Raw genomic sequence first — 24,308 nt, forward strand, 5'->3', positions numbered from 1 at the left:
TCAGCTCCTGTTCTCGGGGTTGGGGTTGGTGTCGGCCGGGACGATGCCCGCCGTGGTTGTGGAGGCTCCGGGCCCGTCCCAGGCGCTCACCCACCAGGAACCGTCGCCGGCCACTTTCCAGCCGAGGGCGCCGATCTCGCGGGCGGCGCGGTCCCGCGGCGACTCGTCGTCGGCAAGGTCCCGGAGGCCGAACTGGACGTGGTGGACGGTCTGGCCGGTGCGGATCCGCAGGTCCCAGCCGGGCTCGCCGAGGTTGTCGAGGATCGCGTAGCCGTAGCCGGCGAGGTCGGCGGTGGTCATGCGGTGTCCATCCCGGTCGGCAGCCGCCGCGGCGACCCGGCCAGCATCTGCTCGTCGGCGGCCCGCAGCACCGCCTTCTCCCGCTCGGACAGGCCCGCCCACGTCGGGTCCTCCAGGCCGTGGGCCGCCATCAGCCGGCGGAGGATGGCGCGGTGCCGGTGGGCGTCGGCGTCGACCTCCGCGGACAGCTGGCGGGCGAACCGCAGCTCGGCCGCCAGGACCGGCAGCGCCGCCATCACAGCCTTCGCCGCGGCCCGGTCGGCGTTCAGCAGGACGTCGCCGTGCGGGTCCGTCGCGTACGGGGCCAACGCCTGTACAGCAGCCTCAACCGCCGCCGCCTGCACCTCAGCCGGGAACTCGACGTCGCTCATCGCTCACCCTCCTCAGGTGCAGGCCCGGGCCGCGGCGCGACGTGCACAGCCCGCGGGTCGCCCGCGTCGACGTACGTCTGCCCGTCGGCGGCCAGGGCGAGCTCACCGGAGAGGAACCGGGCGAAGTCCTCAACCGCCCGCCGGTCACCCTCGGGCAGTTGGTCGAGCGGCACACCCGTACCGCAGCGCAGCGGCCTCACCGGTCCGTCTCCGTCCAGATGCTCGGCTCCCGGCACCACTCGGCGGCCTCGGCCAGCGCGTTCGCGGACACCTCGTCGCCGAGCAGGCCGGTCTTGCGCTGGCTGGCGGCGGCCCGGTCGAGGTAGGCGGCGATCCGCTCCCGCTCGGCGGCGCGGATCTGCTCCGTCTCGGCGCGGCGGAGACCCCACGGGTCGGCGATGGCGTCCAGCACCTGCCGCGCGAAGATCGCGGCGCTCACCGACCGGCCTCCAGGTCGGCGACACGGTTGATGTCGAACCCGGCCACCGCCGCGTGCAACCGGCGCAGCCGCTCCACATCCGCGTCCGTCCAGTCGTGCCGGGCCGCCAGCTCCCGCATCGCGCCGCCGCCCTGATCGACGTCACCACCCGACGGGTCGCCATCCCAGCCGACGAGGATGCCGTACAGCCACGCGAAGTCGGGTGTAGCACCCCAGTCCTGCGAGCTGAGCGCCATCGTCGACCCGGCCGAGTCGAGCGCCGCGTGCAGGTCCGCCAGGTCGCTCACCGCGCCACCGCCTGGTACTCGCTCAGCCGCAGGGGCAGGCCCTCCGCCACGCAGTCGCGGCAGCCGGCCACGCACACCTCCACGAAGTGGGTGCGGCGGTAGTCGAGATGGCACAGCTGCTTGCCGTGCGACGAGCAGCAGACGCCGGCGGACGGCTTGGTGCAGCGGGCGCACGTGGTCGTGGTCATCGGGCACCGGCCCGCGCCGCCACCACCGCGGCCGTCGCCTCCGCGACCCGGCGCCGCATCGGCTCACCCACCCCGGCCAGCTCGGCCGGCGTGAACGAGTCGACACCCGCCTCCGGGGCCAACACCGCCACGATCGGCGGCGGGGTTTCGAAGTCGTCGCACCGGGCCTCCGCGATCGCGCGGGCCCGGTCGTAGCGGCCCGCCTGCCATACGTCGCCGGTGTAGCCTGCGGCGTTCGGCCCCCACCAGGCGTTCCAGCGGTTCGACCACAGCAGGAACGGCATCCCGTCCAGCGGGCCGGCGGCAGGACGCTCCCGCCAGAACGTGCCGTCGCCGTCGCCGTGACGGTCGTCGGCGTGCTGCGGTCTGGTGCAGACGTGCACGCCGATCGCGGACGTCATGGTGTCGCCGCAGGTCGCGGCATCGGTGATCGTGGTCATCGGGTCTCCTTCGGGTTCGTCACGGGCGTGATGTCGCCCAGGTTGGTGTGGTGGCGTTCCCAGACGCCGCAGCCGCAGCGCAGGCAGTCCGGGCAGACGCAGTAGGTGTCGTTCGGGTCGGCGGCCCCGAGGTCAGTCGTCATCGACGCCACCCCCGGACTCGCAGAAGCTGCACGGCGCCACGACGTGGCAGCGGCAGAACGGCTCCCAGTCCTCCTCCGCCGTCGACACCGGCTCGACCACCTTCGGCCGGCGGGCGTACGCGGCGCGGCGGCGGGCGTTCCGGGCGTCCTTCTTCGCCTGCCGCTCAGCCGCGCGCTGCTGGGCGATGGCCTCGCCGAGCTGACGGGCCGCCTCCCACATGTCGTCGACGTTGGCCATCAGGCGCCGCCCTGCTCGAACTGCGAGTCCAGGTAACGGTCGACGTAGGTCTCCCAGATCTCGGCCTCGCGTCCGGCCATGTGCGGCATCCGCGTCAGCAGAAACACCGACATGCCGGGGAACCACTGGCACTCGGACGTCTCGTGGCCGAACGGGCCGCCGCGCTCATCACCACAGGTTGAGCAGTTCGTGTTGCGCCGGCCGAAGCCCGTCTTGACCTCGGCCATCAGGCACCGCCCGGCTCGTCGTCGAGCGGGTTCGCGGCCAGCCACGCCGCCCGCTGCTCACGGTTCGCGCCGTAGTAGATCGTCGGCGACCACAAGTCGCCCGGCAGCTCCCGCGCCGACACGTCATCGAGCGCCGACCGCAGCTCGTCGAACTTCCGCAGCGTCGTCTCGGCGGCGCGCACCTGCCTCGACGCCACCGGGTACACGTTCGACAGCAGCGTCACCGCGCGCAGCACCTCGTCACGGGTGGCCTGCAGCTTCTCGCCTAGCTCGACATGCTGGCGGCGGGACAGGCCCGGCTTCCGCGCGGTCACGCTGCCACCCACTCGCGGAAGATCGCGTCGACCTCGGCCTCCAGCCGGTCGTACTCGCGGTTGAACTCGGCCTGCGACGCGCCGTCGGGCAGCACCCAGTAGATGAGCACCTGCACCAGCAGGTCGGGGTCGAGCGGCGCTTCGGCGACGTGCGGCGGCAGCCAGTCGCCGATGTCGTTCCAGCCGTCCTCGCAGACGACCTTGACGTTGCGGCCGCAGTTCGCCTGGCAGGGGCAGCGCCGGTCGGGCAGGACGCTCCACGCGTCGACGACGTTGGCGGGGATGGGCTTCGGTCTGGGCATGGCGGGCTCCTTGCGGTGGTCGTGGGTTGGGGTCAGAACGGCGGCGAGGAATCGACGGCCGTCGCTCTTGCGGTGGCTGCGGTGGGTGCGGTGGCACTTTTCCCGGCCTTGATGGGGATCCGAGTTTTTTCCCACCCCCCATACGTCCGGTTTGGTATGGCAATGTGGCGCTTTGTGGGAGGGGGTAAAACTTGCAGCGCGTACCCGCGAAGGCCTCAAGATCTTTCTATCCACCGCAAGAACGTCGAACGTCGATTGTTCACCTGGGTTGACCTGGGATGTTCCGGCGCGGTCCTTGCGGTGGGTCTCACGATCCGGGATTTCCAGCCACCGCACGGAGATCCAAGGTTGCGGTGGATAGCGCGAACCTGCGGGGGATAGCACCAACTCAGCCACCGCTATCCCCCGCAGCCCCCGCAGCGGGCTCCTCGGCACTCTCCTCGGCTCGCTGCACCAGCCAGAACGACCAGACCTTCGAGTGGCTGTCCTGCTCGCCCTGCAGCTGAAACTCGCCATGCCACGACCCGACCTCCGGCGGCAGCATCCGGCCCAACCCGGACGCGACCGGCATACGGCCCGTCTTCGTACGCAGGAACGTCTCGCCCCAGTCGTGGGTCGTCGCGTGCGTGTAGTCGTCAGGCGTCGCCGAGTCGACCAACTTGGAAGCCGACACCCGTTCGCCACCGAACAGACGCCACCACGAGGCGTAGAACGCAGCCCACATGTTCTCCTCGGGGTCGTTCGCCGCCATGTGCTTCGCGTTCTTCGCAAAGTCCCGCAGGCCGATGAAGTCGAGCAGGCCGGCGGTCGCCGACGCCCAGGGCGTGAACGTCCGCATCGGCGTCTCGATCCGGTTCGCCCCAGCGACGATCCAGGCCCGCATCAGCACGAGCAGGTGGTAGAGCACCCGAGCGCGGTTGTCTGCCTTCTGGAGCCATTCCTCCAGGTCGCCGAGCTTGAACTGCGACGTCGGGCGGAGCTCCGGCTCGGGCATCTTCGCGTCGAGCTGCGACAGCAGCGATCGGGACTTGTTGTCCCCGACGATGGACAGGTTGTTGCCCGTCACGAACCAGGTGCGGTCGTTCGGCGCGCGGACGGCGGAGCCGGCGCTGTTGCTGCCCAACTCCCGGTCGGACCAGGTCCTCATGGTCAGCATCGCGGCGAGCGTCGCCGAGTCGACCGGTGTTCCCTTCGGGACGTTGTCGAGCACGACGGCGGCACCGCCCTTGTCGAGCAGGATCGACGTGATCGCCTTGCGCAGCTCGGGCTCGTCGTCAATCCACGCCCTCGTGAACCCGCTGTAGATCTTCGTGACGATCATGCAGAGCAGGGTCTTGCCGGTGGCCTGCGACTTCGCGTCGATCGCGCCCATCGGCACCAGGGCGCCACCGAGGTAGGTGCGCACCAACGGGGCGAACAGCATCGCAACGTAGTTGCTTTTGCTGGCCCGGTCGACCCACGGGAAGTCACCGAGGAGATCGCCGAGAATGAACTCCTTCGCGATCTTGATCTGGTTCTCATTCGGCCGGTCCGGGATCGGCGGAAGTTGCAGCAGCGGCTCGTAGATGAGGCCGGCCACCTCGTCGTAGCCAGGTGTCTGGACCAGCACACCGTCGGGGCGGAAGAACGGCGCCGTGACGATGCCGTACAGCGGTGGGAGCTTCGGCCACTCCTGCGTCGCGAGGACGTCCTTGCAGATCTCCAGTGCCGGGGACGTCTCCTCATCGACGATGACCCGTTCACCCTCCACGTTTCTGGCCACCCGCTGGTACGTGAACGTGTGGGTTGCGAGAAGCCGCCGAAGCCGGTTCGGGCTGATGATGGTGAAGACCCTGCTCGGCGCATCGTCATCCACGACGGTTCCCGAGGGCGCCTCGACGACGACAGGCTGGCCGGCGGCGACGTAGATGTCGGGCAGGATGCCAAGGTTCATTGCGTCGGTCACCGCCTCGATCTGTTCTGGGTTGGTGCGGAGCAGGATGTGGGGCCGGTTCCGCCGGGGGTTCTGCTCGTCGGCGCGGGCGAGCAGTGCGAGCTGTTCGGCCCGCCGCTGGGCGGCGCGCTCCTTGTCGGCCTGTTTGGCGAGGAACCGTTCGTGGCGTTCGCGGGCCTCGCGAGCCTTGTTGGACTCGACAGGTGGCTCTTCCACGGTCGTCACGGCGCCGTCCCCCGTCGGCCGGCCGCCCGCAGGGACGTGCCGCTACGGGCGGCCGGCATTGTGGTGTGCACTGCTTGGACCCCTTCCGGGTCGGCGGATGAGGGGTCCGTCAGGTGGTGGGGGAGTCGACCTGCTCGGTGAGGAGCAGGCGGAAGCCGTCCTCGGCGAACCTGCCGTAGCCGACGCGGGTCGCCTCGCGACCACGGCTGCTGCGGTAGCCGAACCAGACATCGTCCCCGATCGGGACGGCGTGCATGTCCCCGTCGTGGTCCGCGTCGAGACCGCAGGCGCCGAATTGGCTACGGGAGCGGCACAGGGTGGCCTGGGCGCTCATCGGACCGCACCCGCCAGCCGGAGCAGCGCCCCGGCGCACACCTCGGCGACCCGGTCCGGGTCGGAGTTCCGCAGCGCCTCGGTCAGCCGCGCCTGGTCCCAGCGGAGTCCGGCGTAGGCGACCATCGCGTCGATGGCCTCGTCGAACGTGCCGGGGAACGGCTTCATCCCGGCGCGCGGGTCGACGATCTGCGAGGCCGCGGTGACGATGTCGGCGGCGCTCACCAGGCACCGCCCGATGGCCAGCGGCCGAGCAGGATCTCGCCAGCGGCCAACATCTCGCTGGGGTTGTGATCGCTGGTGGCCAGCCCGCTCAGGCCGTACCCGCGCAGGGCGTCGGTCGAGACGATCAGGTGCGGACGGACGATGATCTCGCCGAGGATGAACTGGTGCGTGCGGTCGCTGCCGTACCGCAGCGGGTGGTGGCCTGCGACGCGGCTCGCACCGACGAAGCTCACCATGTCGTCGCCCTGGTGCTGGACGTAGAGCCAGGCTGGGACGTGGCGGGCGTTCTCACCGAACATGACCTGGGCCATGTCGAGGTTGCCGTGCATCAGGCACCGGCCAGGATGCGCCGGAAGTGCCGCAGGCTCTTGGCCTCGGCGAGGGCGTCGCGGAGGTGGTTGGCGTAGGCGGCGTCGCGGCGGATGAGGCGCCGGCGGCGGTCCTCGCGGCGGGCGCGGGCGTCGGTGGTGATGGTGCGCGTGGCGCCGATCTTGCTAGGCTGTGCGTGCGACATGGTCGGGGTCCTCTCCCGGCTAACGGCCCAGCATCAGGCGCTTCCGACGCCGCTGGGCCTTTGTCGTGTGTGGGGTCAGGCGACGGTCTGGCGGGGCTGGGTGATCTCGTCGAGGGAGACGCCGAGCCGGGCTGCGATGCGGTTCCGCAGTGCCACGCCGGGCTGGCCGGTGCCGCGTTCGATGCGGCTCAGGTGCGATACGTCGGTCTCGAGGTCGCGGGCGAACGCCGTCAGTGAGAGCCCGGCGCGGTCGCGCATTTCGCGAACCCTGGCTCCGTCGATGACGAGGAGCGATCGTGGTCTCGTGGCCATGTACGCCATTCTACGCCGAATTTAGCTACAGGCAAGCCGCAGTGGCCAAATCCGGCCACGAACGTGGAGGATGACCGAATGAACAACTGGGCACGCCTCGGCCAGGCCGTCATCAGCCGGCGGTCCCACCTCGGCTACACCAGCCGGCAGCAGTTCCAGGACGACACCGGCTTCCCGGCAAAAACACTCAGCGACCTGGAGAAACACCGCCGGGAGAACTTCGACGACTCCACACTCGGCCGCCTCGAACGGGCCCTGCAGTGGGAACCCGGCACCGCCCGGGCCATCCTCGACGAGCAGGCCGTGGCACAGCCGTCAACGGAGCTGGACCCGAGCTCGTTCCTGCTGTCCCGCACCCGTGAGCGCGTCCAGCGTCTGCTCGACCCGGATGGTCCGCTGGACCCGCAGACCCGGGCGACCGTGTCCGCGGCGATCTCGAACATCCTCGACCTGGTCGAGAAGCCGCCGCCGGCTGCGGAGGAGTTGCGGGGCGACGAGACGTTCGAGATGTTCCAGGCGACGGTCGCCGAGCACAACCGGCGGCAACGGGAAGAACTGGGTACGGGGGAGCGGCGCGACGAGACGGCGAGGCGGTAACCGCCACCAGCCGCCCGACCTTCCAGCTCGAAGATCGCCCGGTTACCTTCGCCTGCGACCCGGCCGCACCCGGGGCGTTTTACTGGCCGGGCGACTTTCTCTGAATCGGGGCCCGGCGGACGCTGTGGCTAACGGTCAGGCCCGCTCCGCGTGGCGGACGCGTCCTACTATGCCGCGGATGACCGACATGTTCGAACGGCACGAAGCCGTTTCCCTCTTGCTGCCGGCCGAGTTCACCGACGGCGCAAAGTCCCGGCGGTACCTCCGCGATGTCCTCGACGCGATCGGCGTGAAGGTGACCGGCAAGGACCGGGCCGCGCCGGACGACCGCCCGCACGTCCTGGTCGTGCACACCCACGACTACCAGTTCGCCAGCACCCTCTACGCGGTGCCGGAGGAGGCGGTGACCGAGCCGCTGCGGGCGGCGCTGCGCGCGGCGCCGGGGTGCTTCGCCGCACCGGACGACGCATACCTGGCGAGCTGGGGCGACGTGCTGCGGCTGCTGGCCGTGTGGGGTCTCGACGGGCTCGGCGCCGAGGCGTTCCACAAGGTGATGGTCGAGGACTTCGGCGGCCGATTCGGCCACCGTGACCTGCCCGGCCTCGACGAGCTCGCCGCGCTCGGCAACGCCTGGGCCGGCTACGCGGTGGCGACCGTCGAACACGACGAGCGCCGACCCCGCATCGACGCGGCCACGCCCTGGCTGGGGTACCACTACCGCTCGATGCACGCGTTCCGCCAGAGCATGTAGTCACCCGAGTGCGCCTCGTCGACGCGGAACGCCCGGCGGGGCGCACTCAGCCGGCGGCGCGGTACGCCTCGCCGGCCGAGGTGGGGGTCGAGCCGTCGGGGCGCCGACCGGTGAGGTGTTGCCGTCAGTCGAGGCGGCCCGAAAGGAAGTGGCCGACGGGTCGGCGTGGCCACGGCCGTGCTGCGGGAGGCGGTGGTCCCGGCGGGAGTCACCTGTGCCACGCCGACCCGAGCGCGGATCCGGGCCGTTCAGACCCGCCCGTTCCGGGTTGGGCGCCGGCGGGCGGGTCTGAACGGCCCGAACACTCTGCCGCCGGCTGTGGCGGCACCTCGTTGGGCCACCACGGGCACCGGGGCGGGCGGTGCAGCCCGGCCCGGCCGGATTTGGCTACCCGCATGTGCATGTACAAACCCTGGCGTCGTCGAGTGTGACCGAACGGACGACCCCGTTTCGGGCACATGAACCCGGCGGGCAGCGCGTTGTCTGCGATCGACGTGCACCCCGGCCCGCTCAGCCGATCCGTTCCGGCACCCGGCGGGTGGACCATGCCACGATGACCCGGACACGCCTGCTCACCATCGCCGCCGCTACGCTGCTCGCCCTGGCCGGGTGCGGCCCGGCGGATACCCCGGCGAACAGCGGTGTGCAGGCGGCCCAAGCGTCGCCGTCAGCATCGCCGAGCCCGTCGCCGTCTCCATCGTCGTCGGTTGCCGCGGCCGCCTCGGTCGATGCCGGCGCCGGCGGCGCACCCGGCGTCACCGCCCCCGGCGGGGCGAAGACGACGACCGCCGTGCCGAAGAAGACCACGACCGCGCCGAAGCCGCCGGCCCCGAAGACAACCGCGCCGGGCGGTGGCGGTGGGCCGATCGTGACGCCGGGGGCGTTCTGCTCGCCGGAGGGTGCGATCGGGTACACGAGCAAGGGCACGAAGATGCGGTGCACGCGGAAGCCGGGCGAGGACCGGGCACGCTGGCGGGCGGCGTAGCCTTGCCTCCGGCCTGTTGATCGCGACTCACCGGATAACGGCGTTGGAGCGCACATGAGCTCTTTGGTCGGCGATTCGCAGTGCTGGGCCTGCCGCCACTACCGGTCGTGGATCGAGTCGCCATGCCACGTTCGCACCTCGACGTGCGCGGCCTTCCCTGAGGGCATCCCGCGCACCATCTTCTTCCATGGCCATGACCACCGTGAGCCTTACCCGGGCGACAACGGTGTTCGGTGGGAATCGAACGGCCAGCCGTGGCCGGAGCCACCGTTCGAGATACGCAAGATCCTCGACGAGCGGTAGCCCACCCGCCTTCCGGCCCGCCACGTGCGGGCCGGTCGTGCGTTCACCCGACCCGGCAACCCGATCCGTTCCGGGATCAAGACGAGCATCATCCCGTGGATGACCAGCCCCCGACTCGTGGTCGTCGCCACCATCCTCGCCCTCGCCGGCTGCGGCGACGGTGGGGCAGCCAACACTGCAGCGCCGGGAACTGGCATGGCGCCGACCAATTCGGCACCATCAGCAATGCCGACACCGACGTTCTGCCCAAACGGGCGGCTTCCCAATGGCAACTGCGCCGAGGGTGCGGTTGCCAATCCGCCCGCCGGTGCCGCCGCGACGGTTTCGGCTGTCCCGCTGAAGTTCGGCACCTCGAAGACGGTCGTTGCCGGCAGCGATCAAGTGAAGGTCACCGTGTTCGCCTACCGTCAGCCGACCGCGAAGTCGGCGCCGAAACCACCTTCGCCTGGCACCGAGTGGGCATCGATCGATGCGCAGGTGTGCCCGACAGCGGCGACGGGTGAAACGCCGATCGTGAATGACACGCCATGGCTGCTCGTCTACGCGGATGGCACGATGGCAGAGCCGTCGAATACCGGATATGGCCAGTTCGACGAGCCGGGCTTTCCGATGGCTGATCGGGCTGTTCCGTCCGGCCGGTGTGTGCGGGGCTGGATCACGTTCGTTGCGCCAGCCGGGAAGCGGGCGACGATGGTCGAGTTCCAGTGGACCGACGGGACCGTGGTGGACTGGGCGACGTCGTAGCGGCGTGCCGTGCTCGGGTGGGCGACCGACGAACTGGCCGATCCCGTCGGCTTCGCATCCTCCGTCGGGTGGCGACGCCGAACAGCAGGCCGAGATGGAAGACCACGCCGAAGAGCAGGGCGGCGGCCCGGAAGCGCACGCCGCGATGCGGGTCGCCAAACTCCTCGACGGACGCTAGACGCCGCCAGCCTCGTCCTGTGGCAGCCGCGTCAACACGATCCCCAATTCTTCCTGAGCCTCCTGTAGAGCCTGGCCAGCACGCCGGGCGGCGGCCGCAGCCTCCTCGTCGACGCTCATCGAGGCCAGCGCGAGTTCGTCGGTGCCCGCGCGCAGAAACGCCAGCGCCACCATCAACGGCACGATCACCCGCGCCGGGTCGATCCGGACGTCGGTAGCGAGCACCTGGGCCAGTTCGTCGGCGGTGTCCTTGATCCGGCGGGCGAGCTCGTATGGGTCGGCCACGTCATGCGTCACGTCAGGCGGCGTTGCGGTGCTGCCGCTGCTGTGCGGTGAGATTGTCGATGACGCGCCCCAGGCCTGCCTGTAGACCACGGAGGACCACTGCCGGATCTTCCTGCGATATCACCTGGTCCGCCTCAAGGTCGGCGAGTATCCAGTCGCGCAGCAGCGCCGATACGCTCATGCCGCGCCGCGCGGCGATGTCCTGGATGGCCTGGTCGGCGTCGAACGGCAGCCGGATCGGGCGGACGACCATGACCGGGGCGCCGGCCGGCGGCAGTTCCGGGATGGGCGCGGTGTCGTCGTAGGTCAGCTGAGTCTCGCCGGCGGCGAAGGCACGGGCGAACTCCTGATCTTTCGCGATCTGGTCGTAGTCGATGTTGCGGTCGTCGTCACTCATGGTCTTGCTCCCACTGCTCGAATAGGGCGATATCGGCGGGGGTCATGCCGCGGGCGGCGACGATCATCGCGTCGTGTCCGCCGAGGTGGCGGACGACGACGATGACCGGCCGGCCGTTGTTGGTGCGGGCCCAGACGGCGAGGTACGGGATGCCGTGCGGGCCGGTTGCGTGCCGTGGCCAGCGGTGTGGGTTGGCGAGTGCCTGCTGGATCTCGTGTGGTTCGACGTCGCGGAGGATCGCCATGAGGCCGGGCATCCACTCGTATCCCACGCGGCAAGTATACCTTCGTATACCCGCAGGTGACAGCCTTGCCGACATCGACTTGCGGCCGCGACACCGAGCACACGAGTAGCGTGATCACTGTTACCGCTGCTCACGGGGGTGCACGATGCGGCCACCTGTCGAGCCGATGCACGCCATCCCAGCCGGAGACCTGCCCGCCGGGATGGTCTACGAGCCGAAGTGGGACGGCTGGCGCTGCCTCGCCTTCATCCAGCCCGGCCGGGTTGTGCTCCAGTCGCGGCACCTCAAGATCCTGACGCCGTACTTCCCCGACATCACACGCCTACTTCGCACCCTGGCACCCGGCGTCGTCCTCGACGGCGAGCTCATCGTCTGGGACCCGGTCAGGGAGCGGACCAACTTCGTCGCCCTGCAGAAACGGATCGTCGCCGGCCGCTGGCTCCTCGCCGAGACAACAGCCAAGCCCGCGCACTACGTCGTCTTCGACGCACTCCACGACGCCGTCGCCGACCTGACCGGGCTGCCGCTCGTCGAGCGCCGCGCCCGGCTCGAGTTCCTCCTGACCGGGGCGCCACCCAACCTGCAGCTGTGCCCGCAAACCCTCGACCCGGCCGAGGCCCGCACCTGGATGCGGGACTGGCAGCACACCGGCGTCGAAGGCGTCGTCTGCAAGGACCCAGCCGGACGATACGTGCCCGGCGGCCGCGCCTGGGTCAAGGTCAAAACCCGGAACACCACAGAGGCGATCGTCGGCGGCGTCACCGGCACCCCATCCGCACCCGGCTCGCTGCTCCTCGGCCGGTACGACGCCGGCGGCCGGCTCCGCTACGTCGGCATCACCAACCCCATCCCCGCCGCCCACCGCGCCGAGCTCGGCCAGGCCCTCGTCCGGTACGTCGCCCAACGCCGCGGCGCCGCCATCCCACACCCGTGGCCGATCCCGCTCCCCGCCGCCTGGTCCGGGCAGCTGGGGGAGCGGCGGCCCCTCAACTACGTGCCCGTCCAGCCGACGGTGGTCGTTGAGGTGCTCGTCGATGCTGCCTTCGACGAAGAGGCCGGCAGGTGGCGGCATCGACCCACGTTCGTCAGGGTGCGCGCCGACCTGTCGCCGTACGACGTGACCAGGGCCGCCGGGTTCTGACCCCGACGGCCCTCGTCTGTGCAGCTGCTACCGGCGTCGGCGCAGCAGCGTGTACAGCACACCTGCGGCCGCTAGGCCAGCAGCGAGCGCTGCGCTCGCGGAGTGAGTCTCCAGGTATGTGAGCCAGCCGATGAGCGCGGAGAACCCGCCGATCACCAGCCACCCCAGTGGTAGCGGCTCCAGACCGCGACCCCTATTTCGGCTGCGCCGTGACTCCCTCGACGGTACCGTCGTCACTCGCGTGTCACTTCCCTTCCTTCGTGGGACCGGATAAGCGCGCAGCGCGAAGCGGCCCGGGTTCGGGGGAGGCCACCCCCGAGGGCCGCTTTGTTGCTGCAGCGACGGACCCTACAAGGGAGCATCAAATCGTCGCGAGGGACTTTTCCACGGGCACGAACGGTAGCGTCGTTCGCGATCGTCGCCGCGGACGCGGCGTGGCGCGCGGGCTGTTCCGAGGATCACGGTCACCGATGTTTGGGTGGCTCAGGTGGAGTGTCGACGGGTAGCGGCCTGCCCTGTGGCCGACCCTATGTAAGATGTTTACATGTCTCCACCGTTTCTGATCACGACCAACGTTGCCCGCGTCCTCCGGGCGCTGGTCAACGACCCCACCGGCGAGCACTACGGCTACGCACTCATGCGCGCCACCGGCCTCAAGTCCGGTGCGCTGTATCCCATCATCGCCCGGCTCGACGCCGCAGGATGGATCGACGGCCATCGTGAAACAGTTGACGAGTCCGAGGCGGGCCGGCCCGCCCGCCGCTACTACACCCTCACCAATGACGGAGCCGTTCAGGCTCGCCAGGCGCTTGCCGAGTTGCATGCGGCCCTCGGCGTTGGCGAGCTGCCCGGAACGCTGAGGCCCGCAGGCGGTATGGCGTGATCACTGAGCTAGTGGTCGGTTTTGTCGCCCTCGTGGCGACGTTCGTGGTCTACGAGACGTTGAAGGTGGTGATCGCGCAGGAGATCTCCACCCGACTCGGACACCTTCCCTTCGCGATCCTCCGCGCCGCGCGCAGGAGGCTTCCCGAGGACCTGCGTCAGGTTGCCTACGACGAGGAGTGGATGCCCGAGCTATGGGCGATCATCCACCGCACCGAGGGGCTCCCGATCACTCGCTTCTACCGGGGCGTGGACTTCGCGATCAGCCTGTTCTTCGCAGCACGGTCCATTGCTGGCGACTATGAAGCGGGCCGGAAGCGGGAAGTAGTGGTATCGATCCGCGTCTCGGATCTATTTCCTGGCAAGACCATCATCTGGGAGCACGACATGCGACTGGCGCTCGACCGTGCAAGGTCGGAGTTCGCCGAGTCCACTGATCCGAGGACTCGGTCGGATCTTCAACGTCGTATCGAGCTGTTGCAGCTCCACGTCGATGCGTTCGATTCGCTGCCCGATTGACGGTGAATGCGGGCGGTCGCCGAGCGGCGAGCGGGTTCTATTCGCACTCGTCGCCGCGGCCACCGACCGGCCGGGCTGGATGTTCGAGGACTAGGTCGCCGACGTCGAGCCCGTCGCGGTGCAGCGCCTCCTGTAACTGGGCGGTCGTCAGCCAGCGGACCACGCCATGGCGGTCCGTGGCCCGGTTCCAGGCGCGCTCACCGCAGCCATCAAGGTCGAGCCAGCACGACTCGACCCGCCACCCGCCGGCGTGCAGCACGGTCACCACCAAGCCATGATCGCTCGGAGTTTGCGCAGGTCAAGGGCTTCGCGCGAACTACAGCGGTGTGGTTCGGTCAGCGGCGACGCCACACATAGGCCATACCGATCGCCGTGCTGCCAGCGTGGTTGAACACCGACGCCGTAACCAGATCCCAGCCGGCCGCCGCAACAGCATTCAGGACCGGGTTCACGTCGTCGGCGGCGTTCGGCAGCGACCGCCCCGCCGGCTGGACACCCACGTGCGGGCTGAGCGTCAGGACGTGCTGGAAGACGACGTCGCCGCGAGTGTGGGCGGTCCGGGCGGCGGTGACAGCGGGATGGTCGGCCATCCCGGGATCCTGCACCAGGCTGGTGGCGACACGCCAGGCGGCAACCCAGCTACGATCGCCGCACGAGACCCCTCGACCCCGGAAGGTGACCATGGAGCTCATGCTGGTACTCCTCGGAGTCGCCATCGGGGCTGCGGCCGGATACAACCTCGGCCAACGAAGCCGCCCACGCGTCCAGCAACTCCAGGCCGCCGACGCTGTCGTCCGATTCGTTCGCGCCGTCGAAGCCAGCGAAATGCCGCGCGAATCCGTCATGGCGGTGAAGCATGTTGTCTCCGAAACCTACGACGCCGAGACCGCCGCCTACATCCACACCAAGCTGCGGAACGTTCAGGCCGGGAATGAGTAGTCCAGCAGGTACGCCATGCCATCGAGGATCATCCGGTTGATCTCGACGCAGCGTCCCTCCTCGTTGAAGGCGTGTCGGGTGATCTCGAAAACCGGCGTGCCGACCGGCAGCTCGAGTCGATCCGTCTCTTCCGGCGACGGCATCCGTGCCCGCAGATACTCGGTGAACCGGACCGGTCGGTGACCGATTTCGGCGAGCCTGGCATAGGTTCCGCCAGGCCCTGTATCCGTATGCATGATCTGCGTGCCGCGCGCGATGTCGACCGGCAGGTAGCTGGTGGCCAGCTGCACGAACCGCTCGTCAACGGCATACCGGCGGTCGCGGAAGGCGACGGGCTCGCCGGCCGCGACGCCTAAGGCTGCTGCGACCCAGTCGGGGGCGGGTGTCTCGCCGGTACTGGTGTTGAGCTCGCGTCTGCGGTCCTTGGTGTCAGCGTCCTGAATGGTCTCGCCGCCGAGCCAGCGTTCCTTGGCGAGACGTCCTGGTGAGCTGCGGGGGATGGCGGCGAAGCGGCGAACGTAGGTTCCGCCGCGGCGCTTGGCTTGGACGAGTCCAGCGGCCGCGAGTTCGGCGATGGCTCGGGAGACAGTGCCTGTTGGGACGCCGTACCGGGTAGCGATCTCGCGGACGCCGGGCAGCTTGCTGCCCTCGCCGAGCTCGCCGGACTCGATTATCCGGCGGAGGTCGTCGACGATGCGCCGGTACGACGCGCTCCGTCCTGGTGTCACAGACACCTCTCAATGTTCTGAACTGCGGGAACCGTCTCGGACAGCAGCGTACATCCGGCTCGGGAAGTGTTCGCGGGCCATCCGTTTGTTCTGAACAGCTTGATTGTTCTGAACAAATACGCAAGACTGGTCTCATGCAACAGGGGTGATCGTTTCGACAACCCCAGACGCCAGGGAGGCGATGTGCACGAGACGGGCGAGAACGACATCAAGGTGCTGGCTTCAATCGCCAGCCCTCTTGAGCGAGCCGTTCGGCTCCGTGCACTGGCTAAGGACCGCGGCACCCTCAGTGCCGCCGAGTCCGCCCTTTACCGGGCTGCGGTCGCCGAGTTGCGCGGGAACAAGGAGCGCCGCCGCGGCTGGATCGCCGCCCGGCTCGGCGTGACCCCCGGCGCCATCGACCGTTTGCTTCGAACCAAGTCCAAGACCGCCGGAATGTCCGGCGCTACCGACGGGGTCGCAGCGTGACCGCCGCCGTCATCGACTTCGCCACCCGGCGGTCCGTCACGGTCCGGCCGGCCATCGTCGAGCCGATCACAGTGCCGGCACCCGCCTGGTGGACGTGCCCGACCTGGTGCAACAGCGGCGACGACTGCTACGGCGGCGACACGCTCCGCTTCGCCAACGGCGGCGAGATCGTCACGTCCCGCCACCACGGCGGCGTCATCTGGTCCGACGTTGTCTGCGACATCGACGGCAGCCCCATCGACGTGCGCGTCGAAGTCGCCGCCATCGAAGACCCCGACCACGGGTACCTCGACCCGCCGGTCGTCGACATCACCGTGTCGGCGTTCACCACCGACCCGGACGCCGCCGAGAAGCTCGGCGACGCGCTCCGGGCCGCGGCCGCCGTCGCCCGGCAGCCGCTCCCCACCAGCCCCCGGTCGTCGTCTGCCCCCGTGGGCGGCGGCCGGGCCGAAATGTCCGGGCGGGGCGCCTCCCCCCGTAGCTGCTCCGCCCGGGCCCCCCTCTCTCAGAACGGAGCCCGCGCATGAGCAGCCTGCTCGCCGCGGCCCAGGCGCTCACTGACGTGCAGATCCTGGCCGCCCCCGACCCCACCACGACCCCGCAGCCCACCGGCGAGGTCAACACCTCCGGCATCGTCGGCTGGATCGCCACCTACATCGTGCCGATCATTCTCGGCGGCCTCGCCGTCGTCACCATGGCCCGCGCCGCGAAGGGCAACGTCTCCCAGACGATGACCACCTCGATGATCGCGATCATCGGCATGGCGATGCTCGCCGGCGCCACCACCCTCTTCTTCTTCGGCGATTCGATCGTCGGCGTCCTCTTCAAGTAGGCCGCCATGCACCTGTCGACCGACGACGACATCTACCGGGCCCGGCTCGTCTACCTCGGCCCGCCCGGCTACACGTTCCCCATCCAGTTGCCGTACGCCCAGTACGGGCTCGGCGCGCTCGTATTCGTCGCCCTCGAAACCACCACCTGGCTCCTCACCGGCGGCAGCTGGTCCGGCACCGGCATCGCGCTCGGCGCCACCCTCCCCGCCACCGCCCTCATCTGGCGGCACGTCGACCCCGACCGGCCCGCCCGGAAGGTGATCGCCACCGCCGTCCGCGACTGGCGGCGCACCCAGCCCACCCAAACCGGGCCTACGGCCCGGTACACGGCACGGAAGGTGCAGGTCACCCGATGAACTGGCTCCCGAAGGTGCCGCTGCGACCCGACCCGGCCCCGGCCGTCGACCTGCAGCTCACCCACATCCACGCCAACCTGACCTTCACCGCGGCCACCGTCACCGCCTGGTACACGCTGCCCGAGCGGGTGTGGGCGTTCCGCCCGGACGCCGACCGCGAGCAGTTCATGACCGCCGTCGCCGGCCAGTACGCCGGCCTCGCCGGGTTCCGGCTCCACCTGCGCCGCACTACCACCCCCTACCCGACCGGGCAGTGGGCCGCAGGCCTGTTCCGGGCATCGCAGCCTGTCGGCGATCCGCGGGGGTTCGCCGACCACCTGCGCGCCGCCGCCGACCACCTCGACGCGGCCAGCCCCACCGAGGGGCTGACCATGGTCGGAGTCACGTTCGCCCGTCGCGCCGTCGGCGACCTCGTCACCGGCCTCATCCAGGCCCGGATTGGCCGCACCAACGCGGGGGAGCGGGACCGGCTCCAGGAGCGGCTCGACAAACTCACCGAACTCCTGGCCCCGTTCGGGCTCGGCGCCCGCCCGGCCACCCCGACCGAGCTCGCATGGCTGGTCTACCGGTCCGTCGGGCTCGGCCTCACCCCACCCGACCGGCGCGCCACCTCGGTCGGCCCGTCCGACGTGCTCGCGTTGACCGAGCACGTCGACCGGTACCGCAGCCGCTACGGGTCCACCGTGCGGTTCGTCAACCGGCTCACCGGCGAGGAAGCGCACGTCGCTGTCCTCACCGTCGGCAGGATGGAACCACTTGAGATCCCGCAACAGCACGAGCCGTGGCTCCACATCGCCGACCAGGCCGGCTACCCGGTCGAGCTGTCCTCGCGGGTCGACGTGCTCGGCCCCGCGGCGACGACCGGGAACCTGAACAAGCGGCTGTTGATGATCCGGTCGCAGGAGCGGGACTACCGCGACCACGACCTCGACGCCCCGCCGGAGCTTGCGCGACTCGCCGAACGGGCCCTGACCGTTGGCGATGAGATCGCCACCGGCCGGCCGGTCGACGCGTCCCGTGTCCACGGCTGGCACCGCCTCGCCGTCGCCGGCGCCACCGAACGGCAGGCCCTCGACCGCGCCGCCGAGCTGGCCCGCATCTACGACCAGCAGGCCCGGATCGCTCTGCAGCACCCCAAGGACCAGGAGGCGCTCGCCCGCGAGTTCATCCCCGGCGAGCCGGTCGCGAACACCGGCTACCTGCGGCGCATGTCGGTGCGGCTGTTCGCCGCCGCCGTCCCGCAGGCCACGGCCGCGGTCGGTGACGGGCGCGGTGACCTGATCGGTCACACCGCCGGCACCGGCCGCCGCCCGGTCATGTTCGACCCCCACTTCCCGATGGAGGTCCGGGAACGGTCCGGCCTCTCCGTGCTCGTCTCCGAGCCCGGCGGTGGCAAGTCGACCTTGATGGGTGCGGTCGGGTACCTGGCGGCGCTCCGCGGCGTCCAGGTCACGCTCCTTGACCCGTCTGGGCCGCTCTCCCGGCTCGCCGACATGCCCGCGTTGGCTGGCCGTGCCCGGGTTCTCAACCTCGTCGGCTCCCAGCGGGGCACCCTCGCCCCGTACGCGCTCATCCCCACCCCGCAGCGCGGCGACTACCTGGCAGGGCCAGACGGCGACCACCTGTACGAGGTCGACGTCACGAACGCCCGCGCCGAGCGTCGCATGCTGGTCCAGGACATCGCCGCGATGCTGCTGCCGCCGCAGGTGGCCCGCGGCAAGGAGGCGGCGACCGCGCTGCGGCACGCCGCCCGGCAGGTGCCGGCGGAGGAGACGTCGGCCCTCGACGACTTCGCTCGCGTCCTCGCCGACGACAGCGACGTCGACGCGAAGGAGATCGGCCGGCTCCTGTTGGACGCGGAGGAGCTTCCACTCGCGCGGCTGCTGTTCGGCCGGCCCCAGCCGGGTGCGTTCGGCACCGACGCCCCGTTGACGATCATCACGATGGGTGGGCTGCGGCTGCCCGACATGTCGATCGAACGTGACTACTGGTCCGCCGAGGAGCAGCTGGCGTTGCCGATGCTGCACCTTGCGCACCGCCTCGCCGTGCGCCGCTGCTACGGCGGCGACCCCAACACCCGCAAGCTCGTCGGCCTCGACGAGGGCCACGTCATGGAGGGCTGGCGGTCCGGCCGCTCCTTCCTCGTCCGACTGGCCCGCGACTCCCGCAAGTGGAACCTCGCCGCGCTCGTCGCGTCGCAGAACCCGAAGGACATCCTCGACCTCGACGTGCAGAACCTGGTCTCCACCGTGTTCGTGGGCCGGATCGCCGCCGACACCGACGTCGCCTCCGAGGCCCTGCGGCTGCTGCGGATCCCGGCCGGCGCCGGCTACGAGGACACCCTCGCCGCCCTGTCCCAGACCGCCGAGGACACCGAGGAGCGGCTCGGGTTCCGCGAGTTCGCGATGCGCGACGTCGACGGCCGCATCCAGAAGATCCGCGTTGACGTGTCCTGGGCCGCCGGGCTCCTCGACCACCTCGACACCACCCCGGGAGCCCACCGATGACCCGTCCCATGACTCGCCTGGCCCACGCCTGCGCTGCGCTCGCCGCCGCGCTGCTGCTGATCGTCGGCCCCGGAGTACCCGCCGCCGCCGAACCCCAGCCGCAGTCGACGCTGTGCACCGTCCAGGAATGGCAGAACCCCCGCAACTTCGCCGACTGCGCGAAGCGGCTCGCCGCCGCCGGCGCCCAGCGCGCCCAGTGCATCAAAGCGCCCACGCCCGTGTCGCCCGACGCCGGTATCGCTGGCTGGCTCACGTCGCGGCCCGACGCCGACCTGCGCTCCGGCGTCGTCGGCCGGTACACCCGGTACGGGGTCGGCGGCTACCAGCTCGACCTGTACGACGTGTCCTGCGCCGGCGGCATCGCCCACCCCGAGGCGAACTTCGAGAACTCGATCGCGTCGATCGAGTTCGCGGTCGCGGCCGCCGTCATCGGCGGCGCCAACACCCTCCGCGAGCACGCCTACGAGCCCGGGTCGATGTGGGCCTGGTCCGACGACATGGTCCGGTCGGCGACGCAGAAGGCCTACGACTACGTGTTCTCGATCTTCGGCGCGTTGACGCTCGCCGGGGCCGGGGTGTGGCTGATCTGGCGGGCCCGGGCCGGGCGCCTGTCCGAGGCGCTTCGGATCGCGGGGTGGGCGCTGCTCGTCATGGTTCTGGCCACCGCGGTCGCGAAGTGGCCGCTGTCCGTCGCGCACGGCTTCGACCGGGCCGCCACCACCGGGCTCGGCGCGATGCACTCCGTGCTCGGCCCCGGGCCCGACGACGTGCCCGCCGACCAGTGCCCGTTCGTCGACATGGACCCCGAGGCCTGCAAGGACCACCGCACGGTCGCGGTTCGCGCATCTGACGAGGCGACGGAGGCGATCCTGTACAAGTCGTGGCTGCGGGCGATGCTCGGCTCCGCCGACTCCGAGGTCGCAACGAAGTACGGCCCGGCGCTGTACGACGCGACGACGTTCACGTGGTCCGAAGCCGCCGACATGAAGGCCCACCCTGAGCTGCGGCAGCAGTACGTGGACCGCAAAGCGCAGCAGTGGCTGGCCGTCGCCGAGCAGATCAAGACCGAGGACCCGGAGGCGTACGAGAACCTGCAGGGCCTGCGCGGCACTGACCGTGTCGGGGCCGGGCTGGTGGCGCTGCTGTCGGCGCTCGTGTTCGCCGGGTTCGACACGGCCGCCAGCTTCATGATCTTGCTCGGGTTTTTGATCGCCCGCGTGGTCGTGGTCGTGTTCCCGATCCTCGCGACGTGGGGGATTCTGCAGCCGGCGTCGTCCGGTATCCGCCGCCTGGCGAACTCGACGATCACCGCCCTGATCAACATCGTGTTGTTCGGTGCCGCCGCCGGCCTGTACCTGACCGCGGTCGGGCTCGTGTTCGACTCGTCGATGCCCGGCGCGGCGCAGATCATCGTCGTGCTCCTCGCCGGGGTGGCGTGCTGGCTGGTCCTGCGGCCCGCCCGGGCGCTCGCAAAGGCCCGAACCGTGCCGCCCGTCGACGGAGGCAGCGACGACGGCCGGCAGAACGGGCGGCTGCGGGACCTGTTCGCGTTCGCCGCCCGCACCGTTGTCCAAGCCGGCGCCGCCCGCGGCCCCGTCCGCGCCGAGGCGACCGTCGGTGAACCGCGCCGTCCGGCCCGGCCCGAGACCCGCGCCCTGCCGGGAGGTCGCCGGTGAACCGCCGCCTGCTCGTCACCGCGCTCGTCGTGGCCGCGGCCGCCGCGCTGGTTCTCGCCTCCCGCTGCTCGAGCGGAGACGACAGCACGCAGCCGTCGCCGTCCACCGCATCCACGGCCGGCCCGTCGCTCGACACCGCCGACGAGGTGGACGGGCACGAGGACGACGGTGCCGTCGACACCTCCGACGCCCCCGCCGTCATCACCACCGGCCCAGTCGACCCGCGCGAGGCCTCGATCCAGGTCGTCGTGAAGCTCCTCAACACGACGGGCCGCACCGCCGACCAGTGGCGGGCCGGGCTGCGCCCCTACGTCTCCGACGGCCTGTTCGCCCAGCTTGCCGATGCCGACCCGGAGACGGTGCCCGTCGGCCGGGCCGACAGCAGCCGGGTCGCCGTCGCGACCGCCGGCGACCAGCTCGTCGTCGCGGCCGTCCCCGTCGTCGACCCGGCCAGCCCGACCCGGACCGTCGCCACGATCCGCGTCACCCTGTCCGGGGCGTCGCACCGTTGGCTGGCGACCGAGCTCGACGTGGAGCGGTCGTGAACAGCCGCGCCGCCATCGGGGTGGTCGTCGCGCTGGCCGCGGCCGGGGTGCTGTGCCTCGGCGGGATCGGCTACGGCCAGGTCCGGGCCTATCTCGCCGCCGGGCAGCAGCCAGCGGCCGGGGCTCCCGGGTGCGGCGCTGCCGGCACCGCCCAGGTCCGCGTTGCCGGCACCGTCAAGGTGCCCGGTTTCACCGCCGAGCAGGCCGCCAACGGCCGCACGATCGTCCAGGTCGGCCAGCAGATGGCCGTGCCGCCGCGCGGCTGGGTGATCGCGGTCGCGACCGCCATGCAGGAGTCGAACCTCCACAACCTCGGTGATCTCGGCGCCCGCAACGACCACGACTCGCTCGGCCTGTTCCAGCAGCGCCCGTCGCAGGGCTGGGGCACACCGCAGCAGGTCATGGACCCGGTGTACGCGTCGCGGAAGTTCTACGAGCGGCTCCTGAAGGTGTCCGGCTGGCAGCAGATGCCGCTGACCGTGGCCGCCCAGCGGGTGCAGCGGTCGGCGTTCCCGAACGCGTACGCGAAGCACGAGCCGAAAGCGGCCGCCCTGGTCGGGGCCGTGTCGGGCGGTGCCGACCTCGCCGGGCAGCAGCCCGGCCAATGCGCGGCGCCGGCCGAGGTGACTGCCGGCGGCTGGGTCAACCCAGTCAAGGCGTCGGTCGGGTCGTCGTTCGGGCCGCGCGGTGGCCGGCTCCACGCCGGCGTCGACCTGATCACGGCCCGGCGGACCGTCATCCGGGCCGCATCGGCAGGCACGGTGATCAAGGCCGTGTGTGACGGGGCGACCGCCCGGGCCCGCGGCTGCGACGTGGACGGGTCGCCGTCGACGCCGGGCTGCGGCTGGTTCGTCGACCTGCAGCACGCGGACGGGGTTATCACCCGCTACTGCCACATGATCCAACGCCCGCTGGTGTCCGCCGGGGACCACGTCGCGGCTGGGCAGCAGCTCGGCCTGGTCGGCTCGTCCGGCCACAGCTCCGGCCCGCACCTGCACTTCGAGGTCCATTTGCACGGCGACCGCTCAAGCAAGGGCGCCATCAACCCGGTGCCGTGGATGAAGAACCACGGCGCCCCGCTGGGAGGCACCGCATGACCACGCCCACCGAGCGGACCCGCGGCACCGGTCCGTTCTACTTCGTTGCTCTCATGTGCTCGGGTCTGTCCCTGGACACCGCGGCCCGCTACTTCCACGGGGAAATGGGCATCAACGGCCTGCCCATCTACGGCATCTCCGCCGAGCTGGTCGCCATCTGCGGCGTCGGCGAGCTGACCCTGGTCGCCTGCGGCTACGCCATGCGGCACAACGTCCGCCGCGACGGCAAGCCGGGCGCGGCCCAACTCGTCGCCCTGGCGATGTGCTCGGCGGCGACGTTTATGGCGATCGCCCTGGACGGCCTGGTCGCCGGTGCGCTCCGGGCGTTCTTCGGTCCGATCCTGGCCCTGATCACCCTGCACCTGGCCCTCGGCATCGAGGTCAAGGTTCACAGCGGCGCCAAGACCGGCACATGGGCGCGGATCATGTCCGAGTTCAAGGAGCGGTTCCTGTCGCGGCTCGGCCTCGGTGACGACGAGCGGAAGGCCGCCGAGCGAACCCGCGACCGCGCCCGAAACCGGGCGGCCCGGCTCGCCACCGACACCGGATGGGTACTGCGGCGCGAGCAGCGGCTGGCGAAGGCAGTCCGGGTTTCGGGTGCCACGTCGGACCCGGCGCAACTGGACCTGCTCGTCGAGCAGGTGGCGGTGCTGCGGAACATCAGCGACCTGATCGAGGTCAAGATGCCGTCGCCGTGGGCTGCTGCGGTGGCCCAGCGGAACTCCGGTTCGGACGGTTCCGGCACCCCGGCGGACGGGGTGCCGGAGGCAGGGCAGCACCCCACCGGCACCCCCGCGGCCGACGCGTCAGCACCGGTGCCGGCACCCCCCGCGCAGGTGTCTGCGTGGGGTTCCGGAACCCGCGGCCCGGCACTCGTCAACGGTGCCGACACCCCGGCTTCGGCACCCCGCGCAAACGGTTCCAGCACCCCAGCGGCACCCCTGATCACACGGGTCATCGACACCCCGAAGGTGTCCCGCAACGGTACCGGTGCCGGAACCCCTGCACCCGCGCTGACCAGTGACGGAACCCCTGATAGCACCCCCGGTGATGAGGAGCTGCTGGCGGTGCTACGGGACCCGGCGAGGGTGCCGCGGAACCCCGACGGCACCGTGCCGACGAAGCGGGCGATCAGGGTGCTGGGTGTCGGACGCCCCCGGGCGCTCCGGCTCCTCGACACCCTCGGCCTGCGACAGAACCCCGACCCGGACGACGGTTCCGGCACCCCCGACGGCACCCCCGGCCGGGACGGTTCCGGCACCGGTGCCGACGACGACCCCGACCGTGTTCCGGCACCCCGGATCAACGGCCACCACCCCGAGCTTGCCGCCGCGTCGGCGTAA

The 24,308-nt window shown here is 70.8% G+C and carries 42 protein-coding genes; 17 read left to right on the top strand and 25 right to left on the bottom strand.

Annotated elements, in window-relative coordinates:
* The 18 genes from IEZ31_RS31155 to IEZ31_RS31240 all read right to left on the bottom strand — a co-directional run bounded on the left by IEZ31_RS31155 (nucleotide 1) and on the right by IEZ31_RS31240 (nucleotide 6,791).
* The gene (locus IEZ31_RS31155; protein WP_190253600.1) at nucleotides 1-300 is read right to left on the bottom strand and encodes a hypothetical protein; all 300 of its coding nucleotides are present in this window, start codon (nucleotides 298-300) and stop codon (nucleotides 1-3) included.
* The gene (locus tag IEZ31_RS31160; protein WP_190253601.1) at nucleotides 297-671 is read right to left on the bottom strand and encodes a hypothetical protein; all 375 of its coding nucleotides are present in this window, start codon (nucleotides 669-671) and stop codon (nucleotides 297-299) included. The genes IEZ31_RS31155 and IEZ31_RS31160 overlap by 4 nt, the downstream gene beginning before the upstream one ends.
* A complete protein-coding gene (locus tag IEZ31_RS31165) occupies nucleotides 668-871 on the bottom strand; it encodes a hypothetical protein (RefSeq protein WP_190253602.1) in 204 nt (67 codons plus the stop codon). The genes IEZ31_RS31160 and IEZ31_RS31165 overlap by 4 nt, the downstream gene beginning before the upstream one ends.
* Complete coding sequence (locus tag IEZ31_RS31170) at nucleotides 868-1,110, bottom strand: hypothetical protein (RefSeq protein ID WP_190253603.1); 243 nt, start codon at nucleotides 1,108-1,110, stop codon at nucleotides 868-870. Before IEZ31_RS31170 ends, IEZ31_RS31165 begins: the two co-directional genes overlap by 4 nt.
* Nucleotides 1,107-1,397, bottom strand: a complete 291-nt coding sequence (locus IEZ31_RS31175) for a hypothetical protein (protein WP_190253604.1) — start codon at nucleotides 1,395-1,397, stop codon at nucleotides 1,107-1,109. The genes IEZ31_RS31170 and IEZ31_RS31175 overlap by 4 nt, the downstream gene beginning before the upstream one ends.
* A complete protein-coding gene (locus IEZ31_RS31180) occupies nucleotides 1,394-1,585 on the bottom strand; it encodes a hypothetical protein (protein ID WP_190253605.1) in 192 nt (63 codons plus the stop codon). The genes IEZ31_RS31175 and IEZ31_RS31180 overlap by 4 nt, the downstream gene beginning before the upstream one ends.
* Nucleotides 1,582-2,025, bottom strand: a complete 444-nt coding sequence (locus IEZ31_RS31185; RefSeq protein WP_190253606.1) for a hypothetical protein — start codon at nucleotides 2,023-2,025, stop codon at nucleotides 1,582-1,584. Before IEZ31_RS31185 ends, IEZ31_RS31180 begins: the two co-directional genes overlap by 4 nt.
* Nucleotides 2,022-2,168 carry a hypothetical protein gene (locus IEZ31_RS31190; RefSeq protein WP_190253607.1) on the bottom strand — a complete coding sequence of 49 codons (147 nt, stop codon included), beginning with the start codon at nucleotides 2,166-2,168 and terminating at the stop codon, nucleotides 2,022-2,024. The genes IEZ31_RS31185 and IEZ31_RS31190 overlap by 4 nt, the downstream gene beginning before the upstream one ends.
* A complete protein-coding gene (locus tag IEZ31_RS31195; RefSeq protein WP_190253608.1) occupies nucleotides 2,158-2,406 on the bottom strand; it encodes a hypothetical protein in 249 nt (82 codons plus the stop codon). The genes IEZ31_RS31190 and IEZ31_RS31195 overlap by 11 nt, the downstream gene beginning before the upstream one ends.
* The gene (locus IEZ31_RS31200; protein WP_190253609.1) at nucleotides 2,406-2,633 is read right to left on the bottom strand and encodes a hypothetical protein; all 228 of its coding nucleotides are present in this window, start codon (nucleotides 2,631-2,633) and stop codon (nucleotides 2,406-2,408) included. The genes IEZ31_RS31195 and IEZ31_RS31200 overlap by 1 nt, the downstream gene beginning before the upstream one ends.
* Complete coding sequence (locus IEZ31_RS31205; protein WP_190253610.1) at nucleotides 2,633-2,947, bottom strand: hypothetical protein; 315 nt, start codon at nucleotides 2,945-2,947, stop codon at nucleotides 2,633-2,635. The genes IEZ31_RS31200 and IEZ31_RS31205 overlap by 1 nt, the downstream gene beginning before the upstream one ends.
* The gene (locus tag IEZ31_RS31210; protein WP_190253611.1) at nucleotides 2,944-3,249 is read right to left on the bottom strand and encodes a hypothetical protein; all 306 of its coding nucleotides are present in this window, start codon (nucleotides 3,247-3,249) and stop codon (nucleotides 2,944-2,946) included. The genes IEZ31_RS31205 and IEZ31_RS31210 overlap by 4 nt, the downstream gene beginning before the upstream one ends.
* 388 nt (nucleotides 3,250-3,637) lie before the next feature.
* A complete protein-coding gene (locus tag IEZ31_RS31215; RefSeq protein WP_190253612.1) occupies nucleotides 3,638-5,407 on the bottom strand; it encodes a hypothetical protein in 1,770 nt (589 codons plus the stop codon).
* A 109-nt stretch (nucleotides 5,408-5,516) separates the two neighbouring features.
* On the bottom strand, nucleotides 5,517-5,741 hold the full coding sequence (locus IEZ31_RS31220) for a hypothetical protein (protein ID WP_190253613.1): 225 nt from the start codon (nucleotides 5,739-5,741) through the stop codon (nucleotides 5,517-5,519).
* Complete coding sequence (locus IEZ31_RS31225; protein WP_190253614.1) at nucleotides 5,738-5,965, bottom strand: hypothetical protein; 228 nt, start codon at nucleotides 5,963-5,965, stop codon at nucleotides 5,738-5,740. Before IEZ31_RS31225 ends, IEZ31_RS31220 begins: the two co-directional genes overlap by 4 nt.
* A complete protein-coding gene (locus tag IEZ31_RS31230; RefSeq protein WP_190253615.1) occupies nucleotides 5,962-6,294 on the bottom strand; it encodes a hypothetical protein in 333 nt (110 codons plus the stop codon). The genes IEZ31_RS31225 and IEZ31_RS31230 overlap by 4 nt, the downstream gene beginning before the upstream one ends.
* Nucleotides 6,294-6,479 (bottom strand): hypothetical protein, encoded by a 186-nt coding sequence (locus IEZ31_RS31235; protein ID WP_190253616.1) that lies wholly within the window; start codon nucleotides 6,477-6,479, stop codon nucleotides 6,294-6,296. The genes IEZ31_RS31230 and IEZ31_RS31235 overlap by 1 nt, the downstream gene beginning before the upstream one ends.
* A 75-nt stretch (nucleotides 6,480-6,554) precedes the next feature.
* On the bottom strand, nucleotides 6,555-6,791 hold the full coding sequence (locus tag IEZ31_RS31240; protein ID WP_190253617.1) for a helix-turn-helix domain-containing protein: 237 nt from the start codon (nucleotides 6,789-6,791) through the stop codon (nucleotides 6,555-6,557).
* Nucleotides 6,792-6,869: 78 nt separating this feature from the next.
* Here IEZ31_RS31240 and IEZ31_RS31245 point away from each other — a divergent pair, with 78 nt between their 5' ends.
* On the top strand, nucleotides 6,870-7,388 hold the full coding sequence (locus IEZ31_RS31245) for a hypothetical protein (protein WP_190253618.1): 519 nt from the start codon (nucleotides 6,870-6,872) through the stop codon (nucleotides 7,386-7,388).
* 178 nt (nucleotides 7,389-7,566) lie between these two features.
* Nucleotides 7,567-8,139 carry a hypothetical protein gene (locus IEZ31_RS31250; protein WP_190253619.1) on the top strand — a complete coding sequence of 191 codons (573 nt, stop codon included), beginning with the start codon at nucleotides 7,567-7,569 and terminating at the stop codon, nucleotides 8,137-8,139.
* 510 nt (nucleotides 8,140-8,649) lie between these two features.
* On the opposite strand, the gene IEZ31_RS31255 is transcribed toward IEZ31_RS31250, so the two are convergent.
* Entirely contained in the window at nucleotides 8,650-9,066 is a 417-nt protein-coding gene (locus IEZ31_RS31255; RefSeq protein ID WP_190253620.1) for a hypothetical protein, read from the bottom strand.
* A 112-nt stretch (nucleotides 9,067-9,178) separates the two neighbouring features.
* Here IEZ31_RS31255 and IEZ31_RS31260 point away from each other — a divergent pair, with 112 nt between their 5' ends.
* Both IEZ31_RS31260 and IEZ31_RS31265 read left to right on the top strand, forming a co-directional pair.
* Complete coding sequence (locus IEZ31_RS31260) at nucleotides 9,179-9,427, top strand: hypothetical protein (protein ID WP_229836009.1); 249 nt, start codon at nucleotides 9,179-9,181, stop codon at nucleotides 9,425-9,427.
* A gap of 99 nt (nucleotides 9,428-9,526) precedes the next feature.
* The gene (locus IEZ31_RS31265) at nucleotides 9,527-10,171 is read left to right on the top strand and encodes a DUF4352 domain-containing protein (protein WP_190253621.1); all 645 of its coding nucleotides are present in this window, start codon (nucleotides 9,527-9,529) and stop codon (nucleotides 10,169-10,171) included.
* Nucleotides 10,172-10,345: 174 nt separating this feature from the next.
* On the opposite strand, the gene IEZ31_RS31270 is transcribed toward IEZ31_RS31265, so the two are convergent.
* Genes IEZ31_RS31270 through IEZ31_RS31280 form a run of 3 tightly spaced genes read right to left on the bottom strand, consistent with a single transcriptional unit; the run spans nucleotide 10,346 to nucleotide 11,301 of the window.
* A complete protein-coding gene (locus IEZ31_RS31270) occupies nucleotides 10,346-10,645 on the bottom strand; it encodes a hypothetical protein (RefSeq protein ID WP_190253622.1) in 300 nt (99 codons plus the stop codon).
* A gap of 1 nt (nucleotide 10,646) precedes the next feature.
* Complete coding sequence (locus tag IEZ31_RS31275; protein ID WP_190253623.1) at nucleotides 10,647-11,030, bottom strand: hypothetical protein; 384 nt, start codon at nucleotides 11,028-11,030, stop codon at nucleotides 10,647-10,649.
* Complete coding sequence (locus IEZ31_RS31280) at nucleotides 11,023-11,301, bottom strand: hypothetical protein (RefSeq protein ID WP_190253624.1); 279 nt, start codon at nucleotides 11,299-11,301, stop codon at nucleotides 11,023-11,025. The genes IEZ31_RS31275 and IEZ31_RS31280 overlap by 8 nt, the downstream gene beginning before the upstream one ends.
* Nucleotides 11,302-11,419: 118 nt before the next feature.
* On the opposite strand from IEZ31_RS31280, the gene IEZ31_RS31285 reads away from it, so the two are divergent.
* From IEZ31_RS31285 to IEZ31_RS31295, 3 genes are all read left to right on the top strand, one after another.
* The gene (locus IEZ31_RS31285) at nucleotides 11,420-12,415 is read left to right on the top strand and encodes an ATP-dependent DNA ligase (RefSeq protein WP_229836010.1); all 996 of its coding nucleotides are present in this window, start codon (nucleotides 11,420-11,422) and stop codon (nucleotides 12,413-12,415) included.
* A 544-nt stretch (nucleotides 12,416-12,959) separates the two neighbouring features.
* The gene (locus IEZ31_RS31290; protein WP_190253625.1) at nucleotides 12,960-13,298 is read left to right on the top strand and encodes a PadR family transcriptional regulator; all 339 of its coding nucleotides are present in this window, start codon (nucleotides 12,960-12,962) and stop codon (nucleotides 13,296-13,298) included.
* A 32-nt stretch (nucleotides 13,299-13,330) separates the two neighbouring features.
* Nucleotides 13,331-13,816: a hypothetical protein gene (locus IEZ31_RS31295; RefSeq protein WP_190253626.1), complete on the top strand. Its 486-nt coding sequence runs from the start codon at nucleotides 13,331-13,333 to the stop codon at nucleotides 13,814-13,816.
* 37 nt (nucleotides 13,817-13,853) lie between these two features.
* Here IEZ31_RS31295 and IEZ31_RS31300 read toward each other — a convergent pair whose 3' ends face one another.
* Nucleotides 13,854-14,084, bottom strand: coding sequence for a hypothetical protein (locus IEZ31_RS31300; protein ID WP_190253627.1), 231 nt, complete (start codon nucleotides 14,082-14,084; stop codon nucleotides 13,854-13,856).
* Nucleotides 14,085-14,151: 67 nt separating this feature from the next.
* Entirely contained in the window at nucleotides 14,152-14,508 is a 357-nt protein-coding gene (locus tag IEZ31_RS31305) for a hypothetical protein (protein ID WP_190253628.1), read from the bottom strand.
* Between IEZ31_RS31305 and IEZ31_RS31310 the strand changes: the two genes are divergently transcribed.
* Nucleotides 14,498-14,755 carry a hypothetical protein gene (locus IEZ31_RS31310; protein WP_229836011.1) on the top strand — a complete coding sequence of 86 codons (258 nt, stop codon included), beginning with the start codon at nucleotides 14,498-14,500 and terminating at the stop codon, nucleotides 14,753-14,755. The genes IEZ31_RS31305 and IEZ31_RS31310 overlap by 11 nt on opposite strands.
* Here the strand turns inward: IEZ31_RS31310 and IEZ31_RS31315 are convergent.
* Nucleotides 14,737-15,489 carry a GntR family transcriptional regulator gene (locus tag IEZ31_RS31315; protein ID WP_190253630.1) on the bottom strand — a complete coding sequence of 251 codons (753 nt, stop codon included), beginning with the start codon at nucleotides 15,487-15,489 and terminating at the stop codon, nucleotides 14,737-14,739. The genes IEZ31_RS31310 and IEZ31_RS31315 overlap by 19 nt on opposite strands.
* A 177-nt stretch (nucleotides 15,490-15,666) precedes the next feature.
* Here IEZ31_RS31315 and IEZ31_RS31320 point away from each other — a divergent pair, with 177 nt between their 5' ends.
* Genes IEZ31_RS31320 through IEZ31_RS31360 form a run of 9 tightly spaced genes read left to right on the top strand, consistent with a single transcriptional unit; the run spans nucleotide 15,667 to nucleotide 24,308 of the window.
* The gene (locus tag IEZ31_RS31320; RefSeq protein WP_190253631.1) at nucleotides 15,667-15,951 is read left to right on the top strand and encodes a hypothetical protein; all 285 of its coding nucleotides are present in this window, start codon (nucleotides 15,667-15,669) and stop codon (nucleotides 15,949-15,951) included.
* Nucleotides 15,948-16,478, top strand: coding sequence for a hypothetical protein (locus IEZ31_RS31325; protein ID WP_190253632.1), 531 nt, complete (start codon nucleotides 15,948-15,950; stop codon nucleotides 16,476-16,478). Before IEZ31_RS31320 ends, IEZ31_RS31325 begins: the two co-directional genes overlap by 4 nt.
* A complete protein-coding gene (locus IEZ31_RS31330; protein WP_190253633.1) occupies nucleotides 16,475-16,783 on the top strand; it encodes a hypothetical protein in 309 nt (102 codons plus the stop codon). The genes IEZ31_RS31325 and IEZ31_RS31330 overlap by 4 nt, the downstream gene beginning before the upstream one ends.
* Nucleotides 16,784-16,789: 6 nt before the next feature.
* Nucleotides 16,790-17,140, top strand: coding sequence for a hypothetical protein (locus IEZ31_RS31335; RefSeq protein WP_190253634.1), 351 nt, complete (start codon nucleotides 16,790-16,792; stop codon nucleotides 17,138-17,140).
* Entirely contained in the window at nucleotides 17,137-19,647 is a 2,511-nt protein-coding gene (locus IEZ31_RS31340) for an ATP-binding protein (protein WP_190253635.1), read from the top strand. Before IEZ31_RS31335 ends, IEZ31_RS31340 begins: the two co-directional genes overlap by 4 nt.
* Complete coding sequence (locus tag IEZ31_RS31345; protein ID WP_190253636.1) at nucleotides 19,644-21,323, top strand: MFS transporter; 1,680 nt, start codon at nucleotides 19,644-19,646, stop codon at nucleotides 21,321-21,323. The genes IEZ31_RS31340 and IEZ31_RS31345 overlap by 4 nt, the downstream gene beginning before the upstream one ends.
* Nucleotides 21,320-21,868: a hypothetical protein gene (locus tag IEZ31_RS31350; RefSeq protein ID WP_190253637.1), complete on the top strand. Its 549-nt coding sequence runs from the start codon at nucleotides 21,320-21,322 to the stop codon at nucleotides 21,866-21,868. The genes IEZ31_RS31345 and IEZ31_RS31350 overlap by 4 nt, the downstream gene beginning before the upstream one ends.
* On the top strand, nucleotides 21,865-22,965 hold the full coding sequence (locus IEZ31_RS31355) for a M23 family metallopeptidase (protein ID WP_190253638.1): 1,101 nt from the start codon (nucleotides 21,865-21,867) through the stop codon (nucleotides 22,963-22,965). Before IEZ31_RS31350 ends, IEZ31_RS31355 begins: the two co-directional genes overlap by 4 nt.
* On the top strand, nucleotides 22,962-24,308 hold the full coding sequence (locus IEZ31_RS31360; protein ID WP_190253639.1) for a hypothetical protein: 1,347 nt from the start codon (nucleotides 22,962-22,964) through the stop codon (nucleotides 24,306-24,308). Before IEZ31_RS31355 ends, IEZ31_RS31360 begins: the two co-directional genes overlap by 4 nt.

It is taken from the genome of Dactylosporangium sucinum, from assembly GCF_014647515.1.
In the GTDB taxonomy this organism is placed as follows: Bacteria; Actinomycetota; Actinomycetes; order Mycobacteriales; family Micromonosporaceae; genus Dactylosporangium; species Dactylosporangium sucinum.

Excerpts from the sequence above, each read along its gene's own strand:
- IEZ31_RS31310 (WP_229836011.1), top strand. The coding sequence starts at position 14,498 with ATGGAGCTCATGCTGGTACTCCTCGGAGTCGCCATCGGGGCTGCGGCC.
- IEZ31_RS31285 (WP_229836010.1), top strand. The coding sequence starts at position 11,420 with ATGCGGCCACCTGTCGAGCCGATGCACGCCATCCCAGCCGGAGACCTG.
- IEZ31_RS31275 (WP_190253623.1), bottom strand. The coding sequence starts at position 11,030 with ATGAGTGACGACGACCGCAACATCGACTACGACCAGATCGCGAAAGAT.
- IEZ31_RS31160 (WP_190253601.1), bottom strand. The coding sequence starts at position 671 with ATGAGCGACGTCGAGTTCCCGGCTGAGGTGCAGGCGGCGGCGGTTGAG.
- IEZ31_RS31230 (WP_190253615.1), bottom strand. The coding sequence starts at position 6,294 with ATGCACGGCAACCTCGACATGGCCCAGGTCATGTTCGGTGAGAACGCC.
- IEZ31_RS31180 (WP_190253605.1), bottom strand. The coding sequence starts at position 1,585 with ATGACCACGACCACGTGCGCCCGCTGCACCAAGCCGTCCGCCGGCGTC.
- IEZ31_RS31305 (WP_190253628.1), bottom strand. The coding sequence starts at position 14,508 with ATGAGCTCCATGGTCACCTTCCGGGGTCGAGGGGTCTCGTGCGGCGAT.
- IEZ31_RS31210 (WP_190253611.1), bottom strand. The coding sequence starts at position 3,249 with ATGCCCAGACCGAAGCCCATCCCCGCCAACGTCGTCGACGCGTGGAGC.
- IEZ31_RS31265 (WP_190253621.1), top strand. The coding sequence starts at position 9,527 with ATGACCAGCCCCCGACTCGTGGTCGTCGCCACCATCCTCGCCCTCGCC.
- IEZ31_RS31245 (WP_190253618.1), top strand. The coding sequence starts at position 6,870 with ATGAACAACTGGGCACGCCTCGGCCAGGCCGTCATCAGCCGGCGGTCC.
- IEZ31_RS31340 (WP_190253635.1), top strand. The coding sequence starts at position 17,137 with ATGAACTGGCTCCCGAAGGTGCCGCTGCGACCCGACCCGGCCCCGGCC.
- IEZ31_RS31290 (WP_190253625.1), top strand. The coding sequence starts at position 12,960 with ATGTCTCCACCGTTTCTGATCACGACCAACGTTGCCCGCGTCCTCCGG.
- IEZ31_RS31155 (WP_190253600.1), bottom strand. The coding sequence starts at position 300 with ATGACCACCGCCGACCTCGCCGGCTACGGCTACGCGATCCTCGACAAC.
- IEZ31_RS31345 (WP_190253636.1), top strand. The coding sequence starts at position 19,644 with ATGACCCGTCCCATGACTCGCCTGGCCCACGCCTGCGCTGCGCTCGCC.
- IEZ31_RS31330 (WP_190253633.1), top strand. The coding sequence starts at position 16,475 with ATGAGCAGCCTGCTCGCCGCGGCCCAGGCGCTCACTGACGTGCAGATC.
- IEZ31_RS31220 (WP_190253613.1), bottom strand. The coding sequence starts at position 5,741 with ATGAGCGCCCAGGCCACCCTGTGCCGCTCCCGTAGCCAATTCGGCGCC.
- IEZ31_RS31190 (WP_190253607.1), bottom strand. The coding sequence starts at position 2,168 with ATGACGACTGACCTCGGGGCCGCCGACCCGAACGACACCTACTGCGTC.
- IEZ31_RS31360 (WP_190253639.1), top strand. The coding sequence starts at position 22,962 with ATGACCACGCCCACCGAGCGGACCCGCGGCACCGGTCCGTTCTACTTC.
- IEZ31_RS31250 (WP_190253619.1), top strand. The coding sequence starts at position 7,567 with ATGACCGACATGTTCGAACGGCACGAAGCCGTTTCCCTCTTGCTGCCG.
- IEZ31_RS31185 (WP_190253606.1), bottom strand. The coding sequence starts at position 2,025 with ATGACCACGATCACCGATGCCGCGACCTGCGGCGACACCATGACGTCC.
- IEZ31_RS31260 (WP_229836009.1), top strand. The coding sequence starts at position 9,179 with ATGAGCTCTTTGGTCGGCGATTCGCAGTGCTGGGCCTGCCGCCACTAC.
- IEZ31_RS31240 (WP_190253617.1), bottom strand. The coding sequence starts at position 6,791 with ATGGCCACGAGACCACGATCGCTCCTCGTCATCGACGGAGCCAGGGTT.
- IEZ31_RS31195 (WP_190253608.1), bottom strand. The coding sequence starts at position 2,406 with ATGGCCAACGTCGACGACATGTGGGAGGCGGCCCGTCAGCTCGGCGAG.
- IEZ31_RS31335 (WP_190253634.1), top strand. The coding sequence starts at position 16,790 with ATGCACCTGTCGACCGACGACGACATCTACCGGGCCCGGCTCGTCTAC.
- IEZ31_RS31235 (WP_190253616.1), bottom strand. The coding sequence starts at position 6,479 with ATGTCGCACGCACAGCCTAGCAAGATCGGCGCCACGCGCACCATCACC.
- IEZ31_RS31200 (WP_190253609.1), bottom strand. The coding sequence starts at position 2,633 with ATGGCCGAGGTCAAGACGGGCTTCGGCCGGCGCAACACGAACTGCTCA.